Below are 17438 nucleotides of genomic sequence, written 5' to 3' on the forward strand. Positions count from 1 at the left end.
ACCAGCCACAACCGGTCCGCAGCCCGCTTCGAACAGAACCCGGCAGACGCTCACGCTCCCCAGCCGGCCTGCTGCCCACCGACCCGCTCGGCCACGATCCGCTCACCCCACCCGGACCGCCGATACGCGGCCAGCGGCTCGGCGTCCAACCCCATCTCCTCCCGCACCTCACGCAGCAACGGCCGCACATCCGTGTTGTACGCATCCATCACCACGGCGTTCGCCTCCAGCACATCCCCCGCCCGCTGCGCCTCCCGCAACGCGTCACCGTCGACCAGCAGCGCCTTCGCCGTGGCCTCCTGCACGTTCATCACCGACCGGATGATCGCCGGGATCTTCGCCTCGATGTTGTGACACTGGTCGAGCATGAAGGCGACGTCGGGCGTGAACCCCCCACCCCGGATCACCTCGTACATGATCCGGAACAGCTGGAACGGATCGGCCGCCCCGACCATCAGGTCGTCGTCCGCGTAGAACCGCGAGTTGAAGTCGAACCCGCCGAGCTTCCCCTCACGCAGCAGCGTCGCCACGATGAACTCGATGTTCGTCCCCGGCGCGTGATGCCCCGTGTCGACGACGACCTGCGCCTTGGGCCCCAGCTTCAGGCAGTGGGCGTATGCCGTACCCCAGTCCGGCACGTCCGTCGAGTAGAACGCCGGCTCGAAGAACTTGTACTCCAGCAGCATCCGCTGCCCGTCCCCGAGCCGCTCGTAGACCTCGGCGAGCCCCTCGGCCAGGCGGTCCTGCCGCTCCCGGATGTCGTCCTGCCCGGGATAGTTCGTCCCGTCGGCGAACCACAGCTTCAGATCCGCCGAACCCGTCGCGTCCATGATGTCGACGCACTCCAGCAGATGATCCACGGCCTTCCGCCGCACCGAAGCCTCCGGGTGGCAGATGCTCCCGAGCTTGTAGTCGTCGTCCTGGAAGGTGTTGGAGTTGATCGCCCCGAGCTTCACGCCCCGCTGCTCGGCGTGCTTGGCCAGCGCCGCGTAGTCGTCGACCTCGTCCCACGGAATGTGCAGGGCCACGGTCGGCGCGACGCCGGTGAACTCGTGCACCTTCGCCGCGTCGTCCAGCTTCTCGAACGGAGTGCGCGGCACACCCGGCTGCGCGAACACCTTGAAGCGCGTGCCCGAGTTCCCGTAGGCCCACGACGGCGTCTCGACGGCCTGTGTCTTGAGAGCGGCCTTCACCGCGGCGAGCTCGGTCACGTCAGGCTCCTGTGACATCGGGTCGTGACGACCACTGAATGAAACGATTCAGGACGCGAAGTTATGGGCCCCCCGAAGGGGTGTCAACCCCTCCGGCCGAGGCGGTTTCCCGTGACCCTCGCGTGACTGCCTGTCCTTGAACTGTCCTCGAAACTTTTTCGACCGGAACCCATTGACGTGACATGCGCGGCCCGCCTAACGTCCCGGCAACCCAGTTGAAACCTTTCACGACGTCGGGAGGGTCGACCCGCCGGCGTCGTCGAGGAGCCCTCATGACCCACCCGTCCACCACGGGTCCGGCCCCGGTTCTCGCGCTGAGGGACGTCTCCAAGTCCTTCGGCGCGGTCCGTGCACTGCGGGACGTCTCCCTCGAGCTGTTCCCCGGGGAGGTGCACGCACTCGCCGGTGAGAACGGTGCCGGCAAGTCCACCCTCATCAAGACGCTCGCCGGAGTGCACCGCCCGGACGCCGGCCAGGTGCTGCTCGACGGTGCGCCCGTCGTCTTCCACGGACCCGGCGACGCCCGCGACGCCGGCATCGCCGTGATCTACCAGGAGCCCACGCTCTTCCCCGACTTGTCGATCGCCGAGAACATCTACATGGGCCGTCGGCCGCGCCGCGCTCTTGGCCGGATCGACCACAAGGCCACCCACAACGCGACCGCCGCCCTGATGAAGCGCCTCGGGGTCGAACTCGACCCCGACCGGCCCGCCCGGGGCCTGTCCATCGCCGACCAGCAGATCGTCGAGATCGCCAAGGCCCTCTCCTTCGACGCCCGCGTCCTGATCATGGACGAGCCGACCGCCGCCCTCACCGGCAGCGAGGTCGCCCGGCTCTTCGGCGTCGTCCGCACCCTGCGCGACCAAGGCGCCGCCGTGCTGTTCATCTCCCACCGGCTGGAGGAGATCTTCGAGATCTGCCGCCGGGTCACCACCCTGCGCGACGGCGCCTGGGTCGCCGGCGAGCCCCTGGAGGGCATGACCGAGGACGACCTGGTCCGCCGCATGGTCGGCCGCGACCTCGACGAGCTCTACCCCAAGCAGGACGTGACACCGGGCGAAGTCGCCCTGAGCGTGCGCCGGCTGACCCGGGAGGGGGTCTTCACCGACGTCTCCTTCGAGGTCCGGCACGGCGAGATCGTCGGCCTGGCCGGGCTCGTCGGCGCCGGGCGCACCGAGGTCGCCCGGGCGGTGTTCGGCATCGACCGCCGGGACGCCGGCGACGTTTCGGTCCACGGCAAGTCCCTGGCCAACGGCGCACCCTCCGCAGCCATGGCGGCCGGAGTCGCCCTGGTCCCGGAGGACCGGCGCGCCCAGGGCCTGGTGATGGACATGTCCATCGAGCGGAACATCGGGCTCACCGGGCTGCGGACGACCGTGAAGGCCGGGCTGATGGACCGCGGCGCCGAGCGCAGCCGCTCCCTCGACTGGGCCGTCAAGCTCCAGGTGAAGTACGCCCGGATCGCCGACACGGTCAGCACGCTCTCCGGCGGCAACCAGCAGAAGGTCGTCCTCGCCAAGTGGCTGGCCACCGGCCCGAAGGTGCTGATCGTCGACGAACCGACCCGCGGCATCGACGTCGGCACCAAGGCCGAGGTGCACCGGCTGCTGTCACAACTGGCCGCCGACGGCGTCGCCGTCCTGATGATCTCCTCAGACCTGCCCGAGATCCTCGGCATGGCCGACCGTGTGCTGGTGATGCACGAGGGCCGGCTCACCGCCGAGATATCGCGCTCCGACGCCACCGAGGAAACCGTGATGGCCGCAGCCACCGGGAGGGCCGCCGCATGACGGTCGTCACCCCGCGAGAAGCCCCCGTGGCCGACGTGCCCAAGTCGAGCGGCACCCGGCTGGTCGACCGCGTCTTCACGATGCGCGAACTCGCCATCCTGCTCGTCTTCCTGGTGATGATCGGCGTCACCCAGGCGGGCAACAGCGAGTTCCTGTCCGAGCAGGGCATCAAGGACCTGCTGCTGAACGCGACGATCCTGGTCCTGGTCGCCACGGGCCAGTCCCTGGTGGTCATCACCAGGAATGTCGACCTGTCCGTCGGATCCACCCTCGGCATCAGCGCCTTCGCCGCCGGAACGTATCTCCAGGGCGGGGGCAACCCGGTCGTCGCGATCGCGCTGGCGGTCCTGCTCGGCATCGGCTTCGGACTGCTCAACGGACTGCTCGTCAGCCTCGGCCAGGTGCCCGCGCTCGTCGTCACCCTCGGCACGCTCTACATCATCCGCGGCATCGACTCCATCTGGGTCGGCTCCCGCCAGATCACCGCGGCCGATCTGCCCGGCGGGTTCGTCGACTTCGGCTCCGGCGGCATCTGGGCGGTGCCGTACCTGGCGCTGATCGCACTGGCGGTGCTCGTGGCGACGGCGTACTACCTCAAGCACTACGGCAGCGGCCGCGAGCTGTACGCCCTCGGCTCCAACCCCGAGGCGGCCCGCCTCGCCGGCATCCCCGTCCGCAAGCGGATCCTCGCCGCGTACACCTTCTGCGGTGCGCTCGCCGGACTGGCCGGCGCGATGTACCTGGCCCGCTTCGGCAACGTCGACTCCGGCACGGGCAACGGCTACGAACTGACCGTCGTCAGCGCGGTCGTGGTCGGCGGCGTCGTCTTCACCGGCGGCTCCGGCAGCGTCTACGGCGCCGCCCTCGGCGCCCTGCTGCTGACCTCCATCAACAGTGTGCTGCCCGCCCTCGGCGTCAGCTCCGTGTGGGTGCTCGCGATCAACGGCATCCTGCTCATCCTCGCGATCGCGGTCGACCGGGTCGTCGCGCTGCGCGTGGCCTCCGCCCTCAAGAAGAGGAACGCCCGCCATGGCTGACATCTCCCTGAGCCGAGCGGTCCGCTGGTCCGCCTTGAAACGGTGGGATTCCGCGGTCGGCGCCCTGCTCGTCGTGGTCCTGCTGTTCTCGTTCGGGTTCGTCGACGGCTTCGGCAACGCGCTCAACCTGTCGTTCCTCATCGGCAACACGCTGCCGATCGCCCTGATCGCGCTGCCGATGACCCTGCTGGTCGTCTCCGGCGAGATCGACCTGTCGGTCGCCTCCACGGCCGGACTGTCCGGTGCCGTGATGGGCGCCCTGTGGAACCAGGGCATGACCATCGAGACGATCATCCCGATCTGCCTGCTGCTGGGTGTGGTGTGCGGTCTGATCAACGGTCTGCTGGTGACCAGGCTGGGGCTGCCGTCCCTCGCCGTGACCATCGGCACCCTCGCCGCCTACCGGGGCATCGCCCAGATCGTGCTCGGCTCCGACGCGGTGACCGATTTCCCCACGCAGTACCTGGACTTCGCGGCCGGGCGGATCGGCGACACGTTCATCCCTTACGCCTTCCTGCCGTTCCTCGTCATGCTCGCCATCGCCGTGGTGGCGTTGCACGCCACGCCGTTCGGGCGGTCGTTGTTCGCGATCGGCGCGAGCGAGGAGGCCGCGCGGTTCGCCGGCGTCCGGGTCAAGCGGCAGAAGCTGATCCTGTTCACGCTGACCGGGCTGATGGCCTCGCTGACCGGGATCTTCTGGGCGCTGCACTACGCGAGTGCGCGGTACGACAACGCGACCGGCCTCGAACTGTCCGTTGTGGCGGCCGTGTTGCTCGGCGGTATCGACTTCGACGGCGGCAAGGGGACGTTGGGCGGTGCGATCGCCGGGGTGTTTCTGCTCGGGGCGCTGCAGAACGTGATGAGCCTTCAGGATGTCTCGGCGCAGTCGCAGATCGTCGTGACCGGTGTGTTGCTTGTGCTTTCCGTGCTCGGGCCCCGGGTGGCGCGGCAGATCGCCGTCGTGCGTGCTCAATCGTCCGGCTGACCCGTTGTCCGTGGCTGGTCGCGCCCACGCGGCGGAGCCGCAGATCGATACAGCCCCGCGTCAGCGGCGCTTCCCCCCAACCTCTTTCAAAGGAATCCGTCATGCGTAAGTCGACTCTCCGCCGCAGTTGTGCTGCCCTCGTCACGGCCACCTCCCTCGCCTTGGCCCTCACCGCCTGCGGCGGCACCACCAAGAAGGACGTCGCGAACGAGGGCGGCAGCGCCGCCACCGCCGGCAAGGCGGATCCGAACGCGGCCACCAAGAAGGGCCTCACCGTCGGGTTCCTGCCCAAGCAGGTCAACAACCCGTACTTCACCAGCGCCGACAAGGGCGGCGAGAAGGCGCTCAAGGAGCTGGGGTCCAGCTACAAGGAGGTCGGGCCGTCCAGCGCGACCGACACCGCCGGGCAGGTCTCCTACGTCAACACGCTCACCCAGCAGCAGGTCGACGCGATGGCCGTGTCCGCGCAGGACCCCGGCGCCCTGTGCACCGCGCTCAAGCAGGCCATGAAGAACGACATCAAGGTCGTCACCTACGACTCCGACACCACGGCCGACTGCCGCAACGCCTTCGTCTCGCAGGCCTCCGCCGAGGACCTGGGCCGTACCGAGGTACAGCTGCTCGCCCAGCAGATCGACTACAAGGGCGAGATCGCGATCCTGTCCGCCGCGCAGACTGCGACGAACCAGAACACCTGGATCGACTTCATGAAGGACGAGCTGAAGAAGCCCGAGTACAAGAACATGAAGCTGGTGAAGACCGCGTACGGCAACGACGACGCCCAGCAGTCCTTCCAGCAGACCCAGGGCCTGCTCCAGGAGTACCCGAACCTCAAGGGGATCATCTCCCCGACCACGGTCGGCATCAAGGCCGCCGCCCAGTACCTGTCGGGCTCCAAGTACAAGGGCAAGGTCAAGCTGACCGGCCTCGGCACCCCCAACGACATGCGCAAGTACGTCAAGAACGGCACCGTCGAGGCGTTCGAGCTGTGGGACCCCGCCAAGCTCGGCGAACTGGCCGCGCGCACCGCCGTGGCTCTGTCCTCCGGGCAGATCACCGGCAGGGAGGGCGAGACCTTCAAGGCCGGCTCCATGGGCGAGTACACCATCGGCAAGGACGGCGTGATCAGCCTCGGCAAGCCGACCGTGTTCGACGCGAAGAACATCGACCAGTTCAACTTCTAGACCCTGGGAGGTCGTCGATGCAGCGTGTGTGCTTCCTGCTGAAGGTCCGGGCGGAGCGCCTCGACGAGTACCGCGAGCGGCACGCCGCGGTGTGGCCCGAGATGCTGGAGGCACTCTCGGAGACCGGCTGGCACAACTACTCGCTCTTCCTGCGCGAGGACGGACTGCTCGTGGGCTACCTCGAGACCGAGGACTTCGTCGCCGCCCGGGCCGCCATGGAAGCCACCGACGTCAACGCCCGCTGGCAGGCGGAGATGGCGCCGTTCTTCGAGTCACTGGACGGCGCCCGGCCCGACGAGGCCATGAAACCGCTCACCGAAGTGTTCCACCTCGCATGACGATGGAGTCCACGAGATGCACAGACGTACGTTGCTGGCGGCCGCCCTCGCCGGTGCCGTGGTGACCCCCGGGCTCGCCTCCGGTACCGCGCGGGCCGCGGGCCCCGGCCCCTCCGTCACCCGGACCGGCACCACCACGCTCGACGGCCAGGCGATCTTCTTCGTGTCGTACGACGGTCTGGTCAACAACAACGCGTTCCAGAAGAACGGCCTGCTCACCTACAAGGGCTACCAGTACGCCGCCTGGTACACCGCCGACCGGAACGCCGTCGTCGGCCGCAGGGTCCTCGGCGGGAGCACCTGGTCCACGGTGAGGGTCGGGCACACGCTCAAGGCGAGCGACTCCCACAACGTCATCTCCATGGGCGTCTCCAGGGTCGACGGCCGGCTGCACCTCAACATGGACTCCCACAGCGACGGCTTCACCTACGTCAAGTCCGTGGCCGGGCTCATGGACAACCCCGCGGGGCTGAGCTGGACCGCGAGCCGCTTCGGGGCGCCCCGGTCGACCCTGGACGGGGTGGCGCTCACGTCGCAGTTCACCTATCCGCAGTTCGTCTCGACGCCCGACGGCAAGCTCCAGCTGAGCTACCGCGTCGCCGTCTCAGGCAACGGCCGCAACGCCCTCGCCGAGTACGACGGCACCAAGTGGACCGACCTCGGCGAGTGGTCCGCCTCGACCGGCACGTACACGAGCGAGCACGGTTCCTCGACGGCCCGCAACATGTACCTGCACGGCATCGACTACGACTGTAACGGCCGGCTGCACTCCTTCTTCACCTGGCGCGAGCAGAACGGCGCCGTGATGTGCAACGGCGGCGGCATCACCAACCACGACACCGGCTACGTCTACTCCGACGACCGCGGCCGCACCTGGCGCAACGACGCCGGCACCGTGGTGGGTGTGACGGGCGGCTCCGACAAGGTGTCCGTGACCGACGCCGGCCTGGTGATCGGCCCGCTCAACCCCGACCACTCCCTGATGAACCAGGAGAGCCAGTTCACCGACTCCGCGGGCCGGCCGCACGCGATCATCTCCTACGTGCCCGGCCGCTTCGGCCAGTGCACCACGAACTACGTGGCCGACCGGACCGCCAACGGCCGTGCCTTCCACGTCCGCAAGAACGCCTCCGGCACCTGGCAGAAGACCGAGATACCGGTCCCGCTGAACTCCAGCCAGCGCACCAAGCTGATCCTGGACACGTACGACAACGCGTACGCGATCTTCCCGTTCGGCCGGATCGCGGGGGCCTCCGCCGCCTCCGGGTACACGGACTGGAGGATCCTCTTCGGCGGCAGCGGACTCAACGCCTTCGGCGAGGTCGTCATCGACGAGACGCGGGTCGCGCAGGACGGGGTGCTGTCGGTCATGCACCAGGAGAGATCCAGCGGCACGACGCCCTCGGCGCTGCACGTGACGGACTTCCGCCTGCCCGCCTGACCGCATCCGGTTCCCGGGGCGGCCTGCCGGTAATGTGAGGCCGCCCCGGCCGCCCCCCGTCTCTCCTCTGGAGGTCCCTGCCCGATGGCCCAGTCGGTGGGTATCAAGGACGTCGCCCGCGTCGCCGGAGTCTCCGTCGGCACGGTCTCGAACGTGATCAACCGCCCGGACACGGTCGCGACCGAGACCCGGGCCCGCGTGCTGTCCGCGATAGACCGGCTCGGCTACGTCCGCAGCGAGTCCGCGCGCCAGCTGCGCGCGGGCCGCAGCCGCATCATGGGGCTGCTCGTCCTCGACATGGGCAACCCCTTCTTCGTCGACGTGGCGCGCGGCGCCGAGCGGGCCGCACGCCGGGCCGGACTCGGTGTGATGGTCTGCAACAGCGCCCAGAACGCGGGTGAGGAGGCCGAGTACCTGTCGCTCTTCGCCGAGCAGCGGGTGCGCGGCGTGCTGCTCACCCCGGCCGACGCCACCGGCCGCAACATCGAGGCGTTCCGCCGGCACAACATCCCGTTCGTCCTGGTCGACCGGGTCGCCGAGGGCACCACCGAGTGCTCGGTCTCCGTCGACGACGTGGCCGGCGGCGCCCTCGCGGTACGCCACCTCGTCGACGCCGGGCACCGCTCCCTCGCGTACGTCAGCGGCCCGCCCGGCCTGAACCAGGTCCGCGACCGGCGTACGGGCGCCCTGGAGGCGCTCGCCGAGGCGGGGCTCGGCCCCGACGCGCTGCGCGAGCTGCCCACCGAACGGCTGGACGTCGCCGCCGGCCGCGACGCCGGGGCCCGGCTGCTCGGCCTCGCCGACCGGCCCACCGCCGTGTTCTGCGCCAACGACCTGCTCGCCCTCGGCGTCCTGCAGGCCATGTACGCGGCCGGTGTCGGCGTCCCCGACGACCTCGCCATCGTCGGCTACGACGACATCGAGTTCGCCGCCGCCGCGGCCGTCCCGCTCACCTCGGTGCGGCAGCCCGCCGTCACCATGGGAGCCATGGCCGCCGACCTGCTCCTGGAGGAGACGGAGGAAGAGGGCGCGGCGCGCGCACACGAGCACCGCAGGGTCGTCCTCCAGCCCGAGCTGGTGGTCCGCCGCTCCAGCCTGTCCACCCGCTGAGCCCGAACGGCCAATCAGGCCCAGCCTGAACTGTCGTTCAGCAAGATTTCATGATCGAAGGGCTCACCCCCGGACGATCGCTGTGATGAACTGGGACGCGGCCCGAAAATCCGCCCGTCCCGGGAGCCCTGTTGACCGTCAGCTACCGTCAGCCCGGAGTCGTCCTCACCGACCGCCGCTTCACCGTCCCCCTCGACCACGACCGCCCCGGGGGCGAGACGATCGAGCTGTACGCCCGCGAGGTCGTCGCGAGCGACAAGACGCACCAGGACCTCCCGTGGCTGCTCTACCTCCAGGGCGGCCCCGGCTTCGGCGCGGACCGCTCCGTCGGCCGGCCGGGCTGGCTCGGCCGGGCCCTCAAGGAGTACCGCGTCCTGCTGCTCGACCAGCGCGGCACCGGCCACAGCACACCCGCCAACCGCCAGACGCTCCCGCTGCGCGGCGGCCCGGCCGAGCAGGCCGGCTACCTCACGCACTTCCGTGCCGACGCGATCGTCCGGGACTGCGAGGCCATCCGCGCCGAGCTCACCGGCGGCAGGCCCTGGACCGTCCTCGGCCAGAGCTTCGGCGGCTTCTGCGTCACCAGCTACCTGTCCCTCGCCCCCGAGGGCCTGGCGACGGCCGTGATCACCGGCGGCCTGCCCGCCCTGGACGCCCACGCCGACGACGTCTACCGGGCAGCCTTCCCGCGCATCGAACGCAAGGTCGCCGCCCACTACGCCCGCTACCCGCAGGACGTCGAGCGCGCCCGCCGCATCGCCGAGCACCTGCTGCACCACGACGTGGTCCTGCCGAACGGCTACCGGCTCACCGTCGAGGCCTTCCAGTCCCTCGGCATCGCCCTCGGCACCGGTGACGGCACCCACCGCCTGCACTACCTCCTGGAAAACGCCTTCGTCCGCACCCCGCAGGGCTCCACGCTCTCCGACGCGTTCCAGGAGCAGGCGCAGGCCATGCTCTCCTTCGCCCGCCACCCGCTGTACGCCCTGGTCCACGAGTCGATCTACGGACAGGACACCCGGCCCACGGCCTGGTCGGCCGAGCGGGTCCGCGCCGAGTTCCCGCAGTTCGACGCCGCCAAGGCCCTCGCGGGCGACGAGCCCCTCCTGTTCACCGGAGAATCGATTCACCCCTGGATGTTCGACTGCGACCCGGCGCTGCGCCCGCTGCGCGAGACCGCCGACCTGCTGGCCGCCCGCACCGACTGGACGCCCCTGTACGACCCCGCCCGCCTCGCCGCCAACACCGTGCCGGTGGTGGCGGCCGTCTACCACGACGACATGTACGTCGACACGGCCCACTCCCTGCGCACCGCCCGCACGATCCGGGGGCTGCGCACCTGGATCACGGACGAGTTCGAGCACGACGGCATCCGCGCCGGCGGTCCCCGCGTCCTGGACCGGCTGCTGGCGCTCGTACGGGGCGAGGTCTGATGCCGTGCCGTACGCCCGGTGATGCCGGTGGCGCGGACTAGTCTGCGGACATGACGACCACTCAACTGCAGCCCATGCCCGAGGACTGGCGGCGTGCCCTCGCGGTCGTGGCGCACCCGGACGATCTGGAGTACGGCTGCTCGGCGGCGATCGCGGCCTGGACCGACGAGGGCCGCGAGGTCGCCTACGTGCTCGCGACCCGGGGCGAGGCGGGCATCGACACCATCGAGCCCGCGCGGTGCGGCCCGCTGCGCGAGCGGGAGCAGCGGGCGAGCGCGGCGGTGGTCGGCGTCTCGGAGGTGGAGTTCCTCGACCACGAGGACGGGGTCATCGAGTACGGCACCGCGCTGCGCCGCGACATCGCCGCCGCCATCCGCAGACACCGGCCCGAGCTGGTCATCACGCTCAACCACCGCGATACCTGGGGCGGCGTCGCCTGGAACACCCCGGACCACGTGGCCGTGGGCCGGGCCACGCTCGACGCGGCCGGTGACGCAGGCAACCGGTGGATCTTCCCGGAGCTCGTCAAGCAGGGCCTCGACCCCTGGGACGGAGTGCGCTGGGTCGCCGTCGCGGGATCCAGCACCCCCACGCACGCCGTCGACGCGACGCCCGGCCTGGAGCGGGCGGTGCGCTCCCTGCTGGAACACCGCACGTACATCGAGGTGTTGACCAGTGAGGACCCGGAGACGTACGTGCGTGGCTTCCTGACGCAGCACGCCGAGAGGACGGGGGAGCGGTTCGGGGCCCGGCCGGCGGTGGCGTTCGAACTGTTCAGCAGATGATCAGCCCTTGACCGGCAGGCGACGGGGGAGACCATGACAGGCAGCGAGGAACTGGCCCATCGGTTCGAGGAGCACCGCGGACACCTCAAGGCGGTGGCCTACCGCATGCTCGGATCGCTCTCCGAGGCGGAGGACGCCGTCCAGGAGGCCTGGCTGAAGCTCAGTCGCACCGACACGGACGACATCCAGAACCTCGGCGGCTGGCTGACCACGGTGACCGGCCGGGTCTGCCTGGACATGCTGCGCTCGCGCACCGCCCGCCGCGAGGAGCCGATGGGCGACACCCAGGACACCGTGGGGGCGTTCGTCCCTGACCCGGTGCTCCGGCCCCTGTCGCACATCGACCCGGCCGAAGAGGTGCTCCAGGCCGACTCGGTGGGCCTGGCCCTGCTCGTGGTGCTGGAGAACCTGGCGCCCGACGAGCGGCTCACGTTCGTGCTGCACGACATGTTCGCCGTGCCGTTCGACGACATCGCGCCGATCGTGGAGCGCAGCGCCGCGGCGACCCGGCAGCTGGCGAGCCGCGCCCGGCGCCGGGTGCGCGGCGCGACGCCGTCGAACGAGCCCGACCTCGGCCGGCAGAAGCAGGTGCTCGACGCCTTCCTGGCCGCCTCGCGCGCCGGTGACTTCGAGGCACTGGTGGCCCTCCTGCACCCGGATGTGCTGCTGCGGGCCGACTCGGGAGCCCTGGTGCGCGGAGCGGCCGCCTCCAAGCTGGTCCGGGGCGCGAAGGCGGTGGCGGAGCAGGCGCTCATGTTCGCCCCGTTCGCACGGTCCGCGGAGCTGGTACTGGTCAACGGCTCGGTCGGAATGATCAACAGGCAGCAAGGCCGCATGCAGTCGGTCATGGGCGTCACGATCGCCGACGGCCTCATCACCGGCATGTACATCCTGGCCGACCCCGAGCGGCTGGAACGGCTGGTGGCGCCCGGGGGCGCGGGGTGACCGCACCCGACCGGTGACCTGTCGTTTCGTATGCTGAACGGCATGGGAGATCATCAGGCCGAGCGGGCGGAACTGCGCGGCGACTGCGAGCGGTGTTTCGGGCTGTGCTGCGTCGCCCTGCCCTTCGCCGCCTCGGCCGACTTCGCCGTCGACAAGGCCGCCGGCACGCCCTGCCGCAACCTCCGGGAGGACCACCGCTGCGGCATCCACGCCAGGCTCCGGCAGCAGGGATTCACCGGCTGCACGGTCTACGACTGCTTCGGCGCCGGGCAGCAGGTCTCGCAGATCACCTTCGGCGGGCAGGACTGGCGGACCGGGCCGCCGGAGCGGGCCCGCCGCATGTTCGACGTGTTCCCGACGGTCCGGCAGCTGCACGAGCTGCTGTGGTACCTGACCGAGGCGCTCGCCCTGCCCGCGGCCCGTCCCGTCCACGCCGAGCTGCGCAGAGCCCTTGCGAAGACCGAGGAGCTGACCGCCGGGACGCCCGAGGAGCTCGCCGGGCTGGACGTGGCGGCGCACCGCCAGGAGGTCAACGTCCTGCTGCTGAGGACGAGCGAGCTGGCCAGGGCCGGCACCAAGGGCCGCCGGAAGGACCGCCGGGGTGCGGATCTCATGGGCGCCCGTCTCCAGGGGGCCGACCTGCGCGGAGCCAGTCTCCGCGGCGCCTACCTCATCGCCGCCGACCTCACCGGCGCGGACCTGCGGGGCGCCGACCTGATCGGTGCCGACCTGCGCGACGCGGACCTCACGGACGCCGACCTGACCGGGGCGTTCTTCCTCACCCAGCCGCAGCTGAACGCGGCCCGGGGGAGTGCCGGCACCCGGCTGCCCGGTTCAGTCACCCGCCCCGGGCGCTGGACAGCGCAGGTCTGAAGCCGGCTCCGGCACCGCCGTGCGGCGCTCCGGCCGCAGCCTGAGGCCCTCCGGCATCAGCGTCAGCCGTTCCGTCACCCGCAGTCGGTAGGCGGGGTCGGCCCGCAGCTCGTAGCGCCGCAACAGCAACCCGAGCACCAGCGTGGCCTCGTGCAGCGCGAACTGGCGGCCGATGCACGCCCGCGCGCCCGTCCCGAACGGCTTGAAGGTGTGCGGGGGCCGCGACCGTACGGCCGGCGCGTCGAAGCGGTCCGGGTCGAACCGCTCGGCGTCCGCGCCCCACACCTCGGGGTCCCGGTGCAGCATCGGCGTCAGCACCAGCGCCCAGGCCCCGCGCCGCATCGGGTGCTCCCCGGCCAGCACCGTGTCCTCCCGGGCCTCCCGGGAGAACGCGGGCGCGGTGGGCCACAGCCGCAGCGACTCGTCCAGCACCCGGCGGACGTAGCGCAGCCGGGCCACCTGCTCGTAGGCGGGCTCCTCCGTGCCTCCCCAGACCCGGTCCACCTCCGCGCGGGCGCGGGCCGCGACCTCGGGGTGGCGGGCGAGGTAGTGCAGGGCGAAGGAGAGTGCGCCCGATGTGGTCTCGTGCCCGGCGACGAGGAAGGTGATGACCTGGCGGCGGACGTTCTGCGGCGCCAGCCGTTCCCCGGTCTCGGGGTGGGCGGTCTCCAGCATGCGGTCGAGGAGGTCACCGGCGCCGCCTCCGGTGGCGCGCCGGGCCCGGACCAGTTCGTCGACCGTGTGGTTGAGGTGGGCGATGTCGGCCGCGTTGCGGCGGGTCGCGCTCCGCAGCAGCAGGGGAGCCAGTGGGAAGGGCACGGTGTTGAGCCGCTGCGCGTAGGTCAGCGTGCCCACCATCGCGGTCACGAAGGGATGCGGCCGGGAGCGCTCGAACGATCCGAAGTCGTGCCCGAAGCCGGTGCGCGCGATCGTCTCCAGCGTCAGCTTGGTCATGTCGCCGGGCACGTCCACCGCCCGGCCCGTCGCCGCCGCCCGGTCCCAGTGCTCCGTCAGCCGCCGGGCGACGTCCAGCATCATCGGGTGGTAGCCGGCCATGGCGTCGCGGCTGAACCCCGGCGCGAGCACCTCGTGCGCCAGCTGCCAGTTCGGCTCGTGGTTGTACGCCGTGAACAGGCCGTCCCCGGCGACCGGCCGCAGATTGGCCACGCCGAGCCCCACGTGCTTGGCGAACCGCGACTCGTCCGCGAGGTCGGCCGCGTGCCGGGCGCCCCACACGAACACGAACTCCTTGCCGAACGCCTTCCGCCGGAACACCGGCCCCAGTCGGCGGGCGTGGCGCAGCGAGTCCTGCAGAGGAGTGCTCCGGTTCACGCCCACCACGTCGCCGAGAAGGGGGATCCGGCGCGGCGGATGCGGAATGCGGTCCAGCTCCGGCCAGCCCAGCTCGGCACTCCGGAAACCTTTGGGCTCCCCGGTCCGTATCGGCGCCTGGGTCATGACGCGATCTCCCTTGATCCGGCGGCGGGTTCGCACGTGTTGTACGTGGGTTCAATAGCGCGGTTCAGTCTGGTCCGGTTGTTGAACTGACGTCAAGTAGAGTGCGGGCATGGCCGCGAACCAGGGCGGGCGCACGCGCCGTCGGCTCAGCACCGAGGAGCGCCGGGAGCAGCTCCTGTCGGTCGGGGCCCGGCTGTTCTCGGAGAGCCCCTACGACGACGTGTGGATCGAGCAGGTCGCCGAGATCGCCGGGGTGTCGCGCGGGCTGCTGTACCACTACTTCCCGACCAAACGGGACTTCTTCGCGGCGGTCGTCGAGCGCGAGAGCGAGCGCATGCTGCGCATGACGGCGGCGGTGCCGGGCCTGCCGGTCCGCGAGCAACTCGCGGCCGGTCTCGAGACGTTCCTGGAGTACGTCCAGGCGCACGCGCACGGCTACCGGGCCTTCCACCGCGCCGACGCGGCAGGGGACCAGGCGGTCCGGCGGGTCTACCAGCGCGCCCTGGCCGCGCAGGAGCGGCAGATCCTCGCCGCGCTCGCCGCGGACCCCGAGTTCGGGCCCGCCTTCGAGGAGCGGCCGGAGGTCCGGCTTGCGGTGCGGGGTTGGCTGGCGTTCACCACGGCCGTCTGCCTGGAGTGGCTGCGCGGCACGGAGTTGGACCGGGGGCAGGTGCGCGAGCTGTGTACGCGCGCCCTGCTCGGCGTCCTCACTCCCTGAAGGTGTCGCAAAGAGCACGTGCCGTGGTTGGCGTGCACCCCGATCTTCGATAGGTTAGGTGAGGCTTACCTAAGGAGGTCTGGGATGGGTGACGACAGCCACAGCTGGACGGCGGCTCCCGCCGCGGCGGAGCGGGCGCGTTCGGTGCTCGCCGCCGCGTGGTCCTGCTCCGTGACCGCGGAGGGCACGCGAGAGGAACTGGTCGGCGCGCACACCGTGGGCGAGGACGGCCGGGTGGTCGTGGAGGTGCCGGAGGACAGCGCCCTGCTCGCGGTCGCGATCTGCGCGCCCCGCGGGGAGCCGTCCGCCGTGCTGGAGTTCGCCGACGTCGCGCCCGTCCCGGTCCGGGGCCGGGTCCGCTCGCGGCTGTGGCTCGCGGGCTGGTTCGCCGTCGAGGGGGAGCGGCTCGTCTTCACACCCACGCGGGTCGTGCTGCGGCAGCCGTCCGGCTCGGTGGTCGTGGACCTCGACGAGTTCGCCGTCGCCGTGCCCGACCCGCTCACCGCGGCCGAGGCCCGGCTGCTGACCCATCTCGCCGACTGCCACGCCGACGCCGTCGAGCGGCTCACCCGGCTCGTGGACTCCGACAGCCTGCACGGCGCGGTCCGCGTCCAGCCGCTCGCCGTCGACCGGCACGGACTGACGCTGCGCATCGAACGGGCCCGCACCCACGGCGACGTACGCCTTGCCTTTCACGCCCCCGCGGACGACGTCGCGCAGCTCACCGAGCGCATGCACGTCCTGCTCGGCCAGGCCACCGCCGCGTCCTGCCCGCGGGCCCTACAGCGGCAGCGCACAGACGACGACGGGTGAGGGGAACGATTCCCCTGCGCGCCGCAGTGCGCCGTTCGCCCCGTCCACATGGAAGACGGTGACCGTGGAGGACTTCTGGTTCGCCGCGAACAGCAGCGTGCCCTCCGGCGAGAAGGCGATCTGCCGGGGGAAATCCCCGCCCACCGGCACCGTGCCGAGCAGCCGGAGCCGGGCGCCGTCCGCCTCGACGGCGTAGCGGGTGAGGCTGTTGTGGCCGCGGTTGGCGAGATAGGCGTGACGGCCGTCGGCGGTCACCAGGATCTGCGCCGGATAGTTCGTGCCCGACCCGGTGCCCGTGGACTGCGCCTCGCCGACGGTCACCCGGCCGGAGCCCTTGTCGTACGAGCAGACCGCGACGGTGTTGTCGGCCTCGTTGGCCAGGTAGGCGTACCGGCCGTCCGGGTGGAACGTGAGGTGACGCGGTCCGGCGCCCGGCCGGGTGTGCGCCTGTGCGACCTCGGTGAGCGTGCCCGTCTTCTCGTCCAGCCGGTAGGTGTAGACGGTGTCCGTGCCCAGATCGACGGCGAGGACATGGCCCCCGTCCGGGCTCGTGAGGAACTGGTGGGCGTGCGGGCCTTCCTGGCCGGGGCCGGGCGGCGGGCTGGTGTGCCGGACGAGGTCGGTGCGCTCGCCGAGAGCGCCCGAGGCGTCGATGGGGTGCACGGCCACACTGCCCGAGCCGTAGTTCGCGCTGAGCAGCCAGCGCCCGCCCGGATGCACCGAAAGATGGCAGGGCGCCGCCCCGCCGGTGCTCCGGCTGCCCAGCACCTTCCGGTCGGACAGCCGGACGGCTGTCACCGCGCCGTCGTCGCGCTCGTCCACCGCGTACAGCGTGCCCCGGTCCGGGTGGACCGCGAGGTACGACGGGTCGCCGACGCCGGGGATCGTGCCGACACCGGTGATCCGGCCCGTCGCCGTGTCGTACGTGGCCAGGCCGATGCCCTCGCCGCCGCCCTCGACGGAGGTGTAGGTGCCGAGGTAGAGCGGGCGGGGCCCGGAGGGGCGGCGGGCCTCGCGTGACGTCGTCGGCTCCGGGGCGGTGGTCGGAGTCGTCGCGGGCGCGGGTGCGTTGTCACAGGACGGCAGCGCCGCCGCGGCGGTCCCGCCCGCCAGCGCACCGACGAATCGGCGCCTGCTCCAGCCACCACTGTCCATGTCGCCCCTCAGATCGTCACTCGTCCCCGTCGTGACAGCCACCCTGACGTTTCCCGGCCTCCGCGTGCAACAACGGCGCGGGGCGTTGCGTGAGACGCAACCCGCCCCGGCGGTCCGGCAGTCCCGGCCCCGACCCGCCCCGGCGGTCCGGCAGTCCCGGCC

Annotated in this window: 16 protein-coding genes; 13 read left to right on the forward strand and 3 right to left on the reverse strand. The window is 71.3% G+C overall.

Going from position 1 to position 17438, the window contains the following annotated elements; translation table 11 throughout:
• Positions 1–50: 50 nt before the first annotated feature.
• Positions 51–1211 carry an L-rhamnose isomerase gene (rhaI, locus tag K4G64_RS05830; protein WP_221754936.1) on the reverse strand — a complete coding sequence of 387 codons (1161 nt, stop codon included), beginning with the start codon at positions 1209–1211 and terminating at the stop codon, positions 51–53.
• A 272-nt stretch (positions 1212–1483) separates the two neighbouring features.
• Between rhaI and K4G64_RS05835 the strand changes: the two genes are divergently transcribed.
• The 11 genes from K4G64_RS05835 (at position 1484) to K4G64_RS05885 (ending at position 13132) form a co-directional block, all read left to right on the forward strand.
• On the forward strand, positions 1484–3001 hold the full coding sequence (locus K4G64_RS05835; protein WP_221754937.1) for a sugar ABC transporter ATP-binding protein: 1518 nt from the start codon (positions 1484–1486) through the stop codon (positions 2999–3001).
• Positions 2998–4038, forward strand: a complete 1041-nt coding sequence (locus K4G64_RS05840) for an ABC transporter permease (RefSeq protein WP_221754938.1) — start codon at positions 2998–3000, stop codon at positions 4036–4038. The genes K4G64_RS05835 and K4G64_RS05840 overlap by 4 nt, the downstream gene beginning before the upstream one ends.
• Positions 4031–5023: an ABC transporter permease gene (locus K4G64_RS05845; RefSeq protein ID WP_221754939.1), complete on the forward strand. Its 993-nt coding sequence runs from the start codon at positions 4031–4033 to the stop codon at positions 5021–5023. The genes K4G64_RS05840 and K4G64_RS05845 overlap by 8 nt, the downstream gene beginning before the upstream one ends.
• 101 nt (positions 5024–5124) lie before the next feature.
• Complete coding sequence (gene rhaS, locus K4G64_RS05850) at positions 5125–6207, forward strand: rhamnose ABC transporter substrate-binding protein (RefSeq protein WP_221754940.1); 1083 nt, start codon at positions 5125–5127, stop codon at positions 6205–6207.
• A 17-nt stretch (positions 6208–6224) separates the two neighbouring features.
• Positions 6225–6545 (forward strand): L-rhamnose mutarotase, encoded by a 321-nt coding sequence (locus K4G64_RS05855; RefSeq protein ID WP_221754941.1) that lies wholly within the window; start codon positions 6225–6227, stop codon positions 6543–6545.
• A 16-nt stretch (positions 6546–6561) separates the two neighbouring features.
• A complete protein-coding gene (locus K4G64_RS05860; RefSeq protein WP_221754942.1) occupies positions 6562–7986 on the forward strand; it encodes a BNR repeat-containing protein in 1425 nt (474 codons plus the stop codon).
• Between the two features lie 84 nt (positions 7987–8070).
• Entirely contained in the window at positions 8071–9096 is a 1026-nt protein-coding gene (locus K4G64_RS05865; protein ID WP_221754943.1) for a LacI family DNA-binding transcriptional regulator, read from the forward strand.
• Positions 9097–9227: 131 nt separating this feature from the next.
• Complete coding sequence (locus tag K4G64_RS05870; protein ID WP_221754944.1) at positions 9228–10529, forward strand: alpha/beta fold hydrolase; 1302 nt, start codon at positions 9228–9230, stop codon at positions 10527–10529.
• A 50-nt stretch (positions 10530–10579) separates the two neighbouring features.
• Positions 10580–11314 (forward strand): PIG-L deacetylase family protein, encoded by a 735-nt coding sequence (locus K4G64_RS05875; protein WP_221754945.1) that lies wholly within the window; start codon positions 10580–10582, stop codon positions 11312–11314.
• Between the two features lie 33 nt (positions 11315–11347).
• Positions 11348–12259, forward strand: coding sequence for an RNA polymerase sigma factor SigJ (gene sigJ, locus K4G64_RS05880; RefSeq protein ID WP_221754946.1), 912 nt, complete (start codon positions 11348–11350; stop codon positions 12257–12259).
• Positions 12260–12289: 30 nt separating this feature from the next.
• Positions 12290–13132 carry a pentapeptide repeat-containing protein gene (locus K4G64_RS05885; RefSeq protein WP_221754947.1) on the forward strand — a complete coding sequence of 281 codons (843 nt, stop codon included), beginning with the start codon at positions 12290–12292 and terminating at the stop codon, positions 13130–13132.
• Here the strand turns inward: K4G64_RS05885 and K4G64_RS05890 are convergent.
• Positions 13094–14590: a cytochrome P450 gene (locus tag K4G64_RS05890; protein ID WP_221754948.1), complete on the reverse strand. Its 1497-nt coding sequence runs from the start codon at positions 14588–14590 to the stop codon at positions 13094–13096. The genes K4G64_RS05885 and K4G64_RS05890 overlap by 39 nt on opposite strands.
• Positions 14591–14699: 109 nt before the next feature.
• Here K4G64_RS05890 and K4G64_RS05895 point away from each other — a divergent pair, with 109 nt between their 5' ends.
• Complete coding sequence (locus K4G64_RS05895; protein WP_221754949.1) at positions 14700–15308, forward strand: TetR/AcrR family transcriptional regulator; 609 nt, start codon at positions 14700–14702, stop codon at positions 15306–15308.
• Positions 15309–15392: 84 nt separating this feature from the next.
• On the forward strand, positions 15393–16121 hold the full coding sequence (locus K4G64_RS05900; RefSeq protein WP_221754950.1) for a DUF2470 domain-containing protein: 729 nt from the start codon (positions 15393–15395) through the stop codon (positions 16119–16121).
• Here the strand turns inward: K4G64_RS05900 and K4G64_RS05905 are convergent.
• On the reverse strand, positions 16089–17276 hold the full coding sequence (locus K4G64_RS05905) for a lactonase family protein (RefSeq protein ID WP_221754959.1): 1188 nt from the start codon (positions 17274–17276) through the stop codon (positions 16089–16091). The genes K4G64_RS05900 and K4G64_RS05905 overlap by 33 nt on opposite strands.
• Positions 17277–17438 lie beyond the last annotated feature (162 nt).

Origin of the sequence: Streptomyces sp. WAC04114 (assembly GCF_019733245.1) — a bacterium.
GTDB classification, from domain to species: Bacteria; Actinomycetota; Actinomycetes; order Streptomycetales; family Streptomycetaceae; genus Streptomyces; species Streptomyces massasporeus_A.

Excerpts from the sequence above, each read along its gene's own strand:
- K4G64_RS05835 (WP_221754937.1), top strand. The coding sequence starts at position 1,484 with ATGACCCACCCGTCCACCACGGGTCCGGCCCCGGTTCTCGCGCTGAGG.
- K4G64_RS05840 (WP_221754938.1), top strand. The coding sequence starts at position 2,998 with ATGACGGTCGTCACCCCGCGAGAAGCCCCCGTGGCCGACGTGCCCAAG.
- K4G64_RS05845 (WP_221754939.1), top strand. The coding sequence starts at position 4,031 with ATGGCTGACATCTCCCTGAGCCGAGCGGTCCGCTGGTCCGCCTTGAAA.
- rhaS (WP_221754940.1), top strand. The coding sequence starts at position 5,125 with ATGCGTAAGTCGACTCTCCGCCGCAGTTGTGCTGCCCTCGTCACGGCC.
- K4G64_RS05855 (WP_221754941.1), top strand. The coding sequence starts at position 6,225 with ATGCAGCGTGTGTGCTTCCTGCTGAAGGTCCGGGCGGAGCGCCTCGAC.
- K4G64_RS05860 (WP_221754942.1), top strand. The coding sequence starts at position 6,562 with ATGCACAGACGTACGTTGCTGGCGGCCGCCCTCGCCGGTGCCGTGGTG.
- K4G64_RS05865 (WP_221754943.1), top strand. The coding sequence starts at position 8,071 with ATGGCCCAGTCGGTGGGTATCAAGGACGTCGCCCGCGTCGCCGGAGTC.
- K4G64_RS05875 (WP_221754945.1), top strand. The coding sequence starts at position 10,580 with ATGACGACCACTCAACTGCAGCCCATGCCCGAGGACTGGCGGCGTGCC.
- sigJ (WP_221754946.1), top strand. The coding sequence starts at position 11,348 with ATGACAGGCAGCGAGGAACTGGCCCATCGGTTCGAGGAGCACCGCGGA.
- K4G64_RS05885 (WP_221754947.1), top strand. The coding sequence starts at position 12,290 with ATGCTGAACGGCATGGGAGATCATCAGGCCGAGCGGGCGGAACTGCGC.
- K4G64_RS05890 (WP_221754948.1), bottom strand. The coding sequence starts at position 14,590 with ATGACCCAGGCGCCGATACGGACCGGGGAGCCCAAAGGTTTCCGGAGT.
- K4G64_RS05895 (WP_221754949.1), top strand. The coding sequence starts at position 14,700 with ATGGCCGCGAACCAGGGCGGGCGCACGCGCCGTCGGCTCAGCACCGAG.
- K4G64_RS05900 (WP_221754950.1), top strand. The coding sequence starts at position 15,393 with ATGGGTGACGACAGCCACAGCTGGACGGCGGCTCCCGCCGCGGCGGAG.
- K4G64_RS05905 (WP_221754959.1), bottom strand. The coding sequence starts at position 17,276 with ATGGACAGTGGTGGCTGGAGCAGGCGCCGATTCGTCGGTGCGCTGGCG.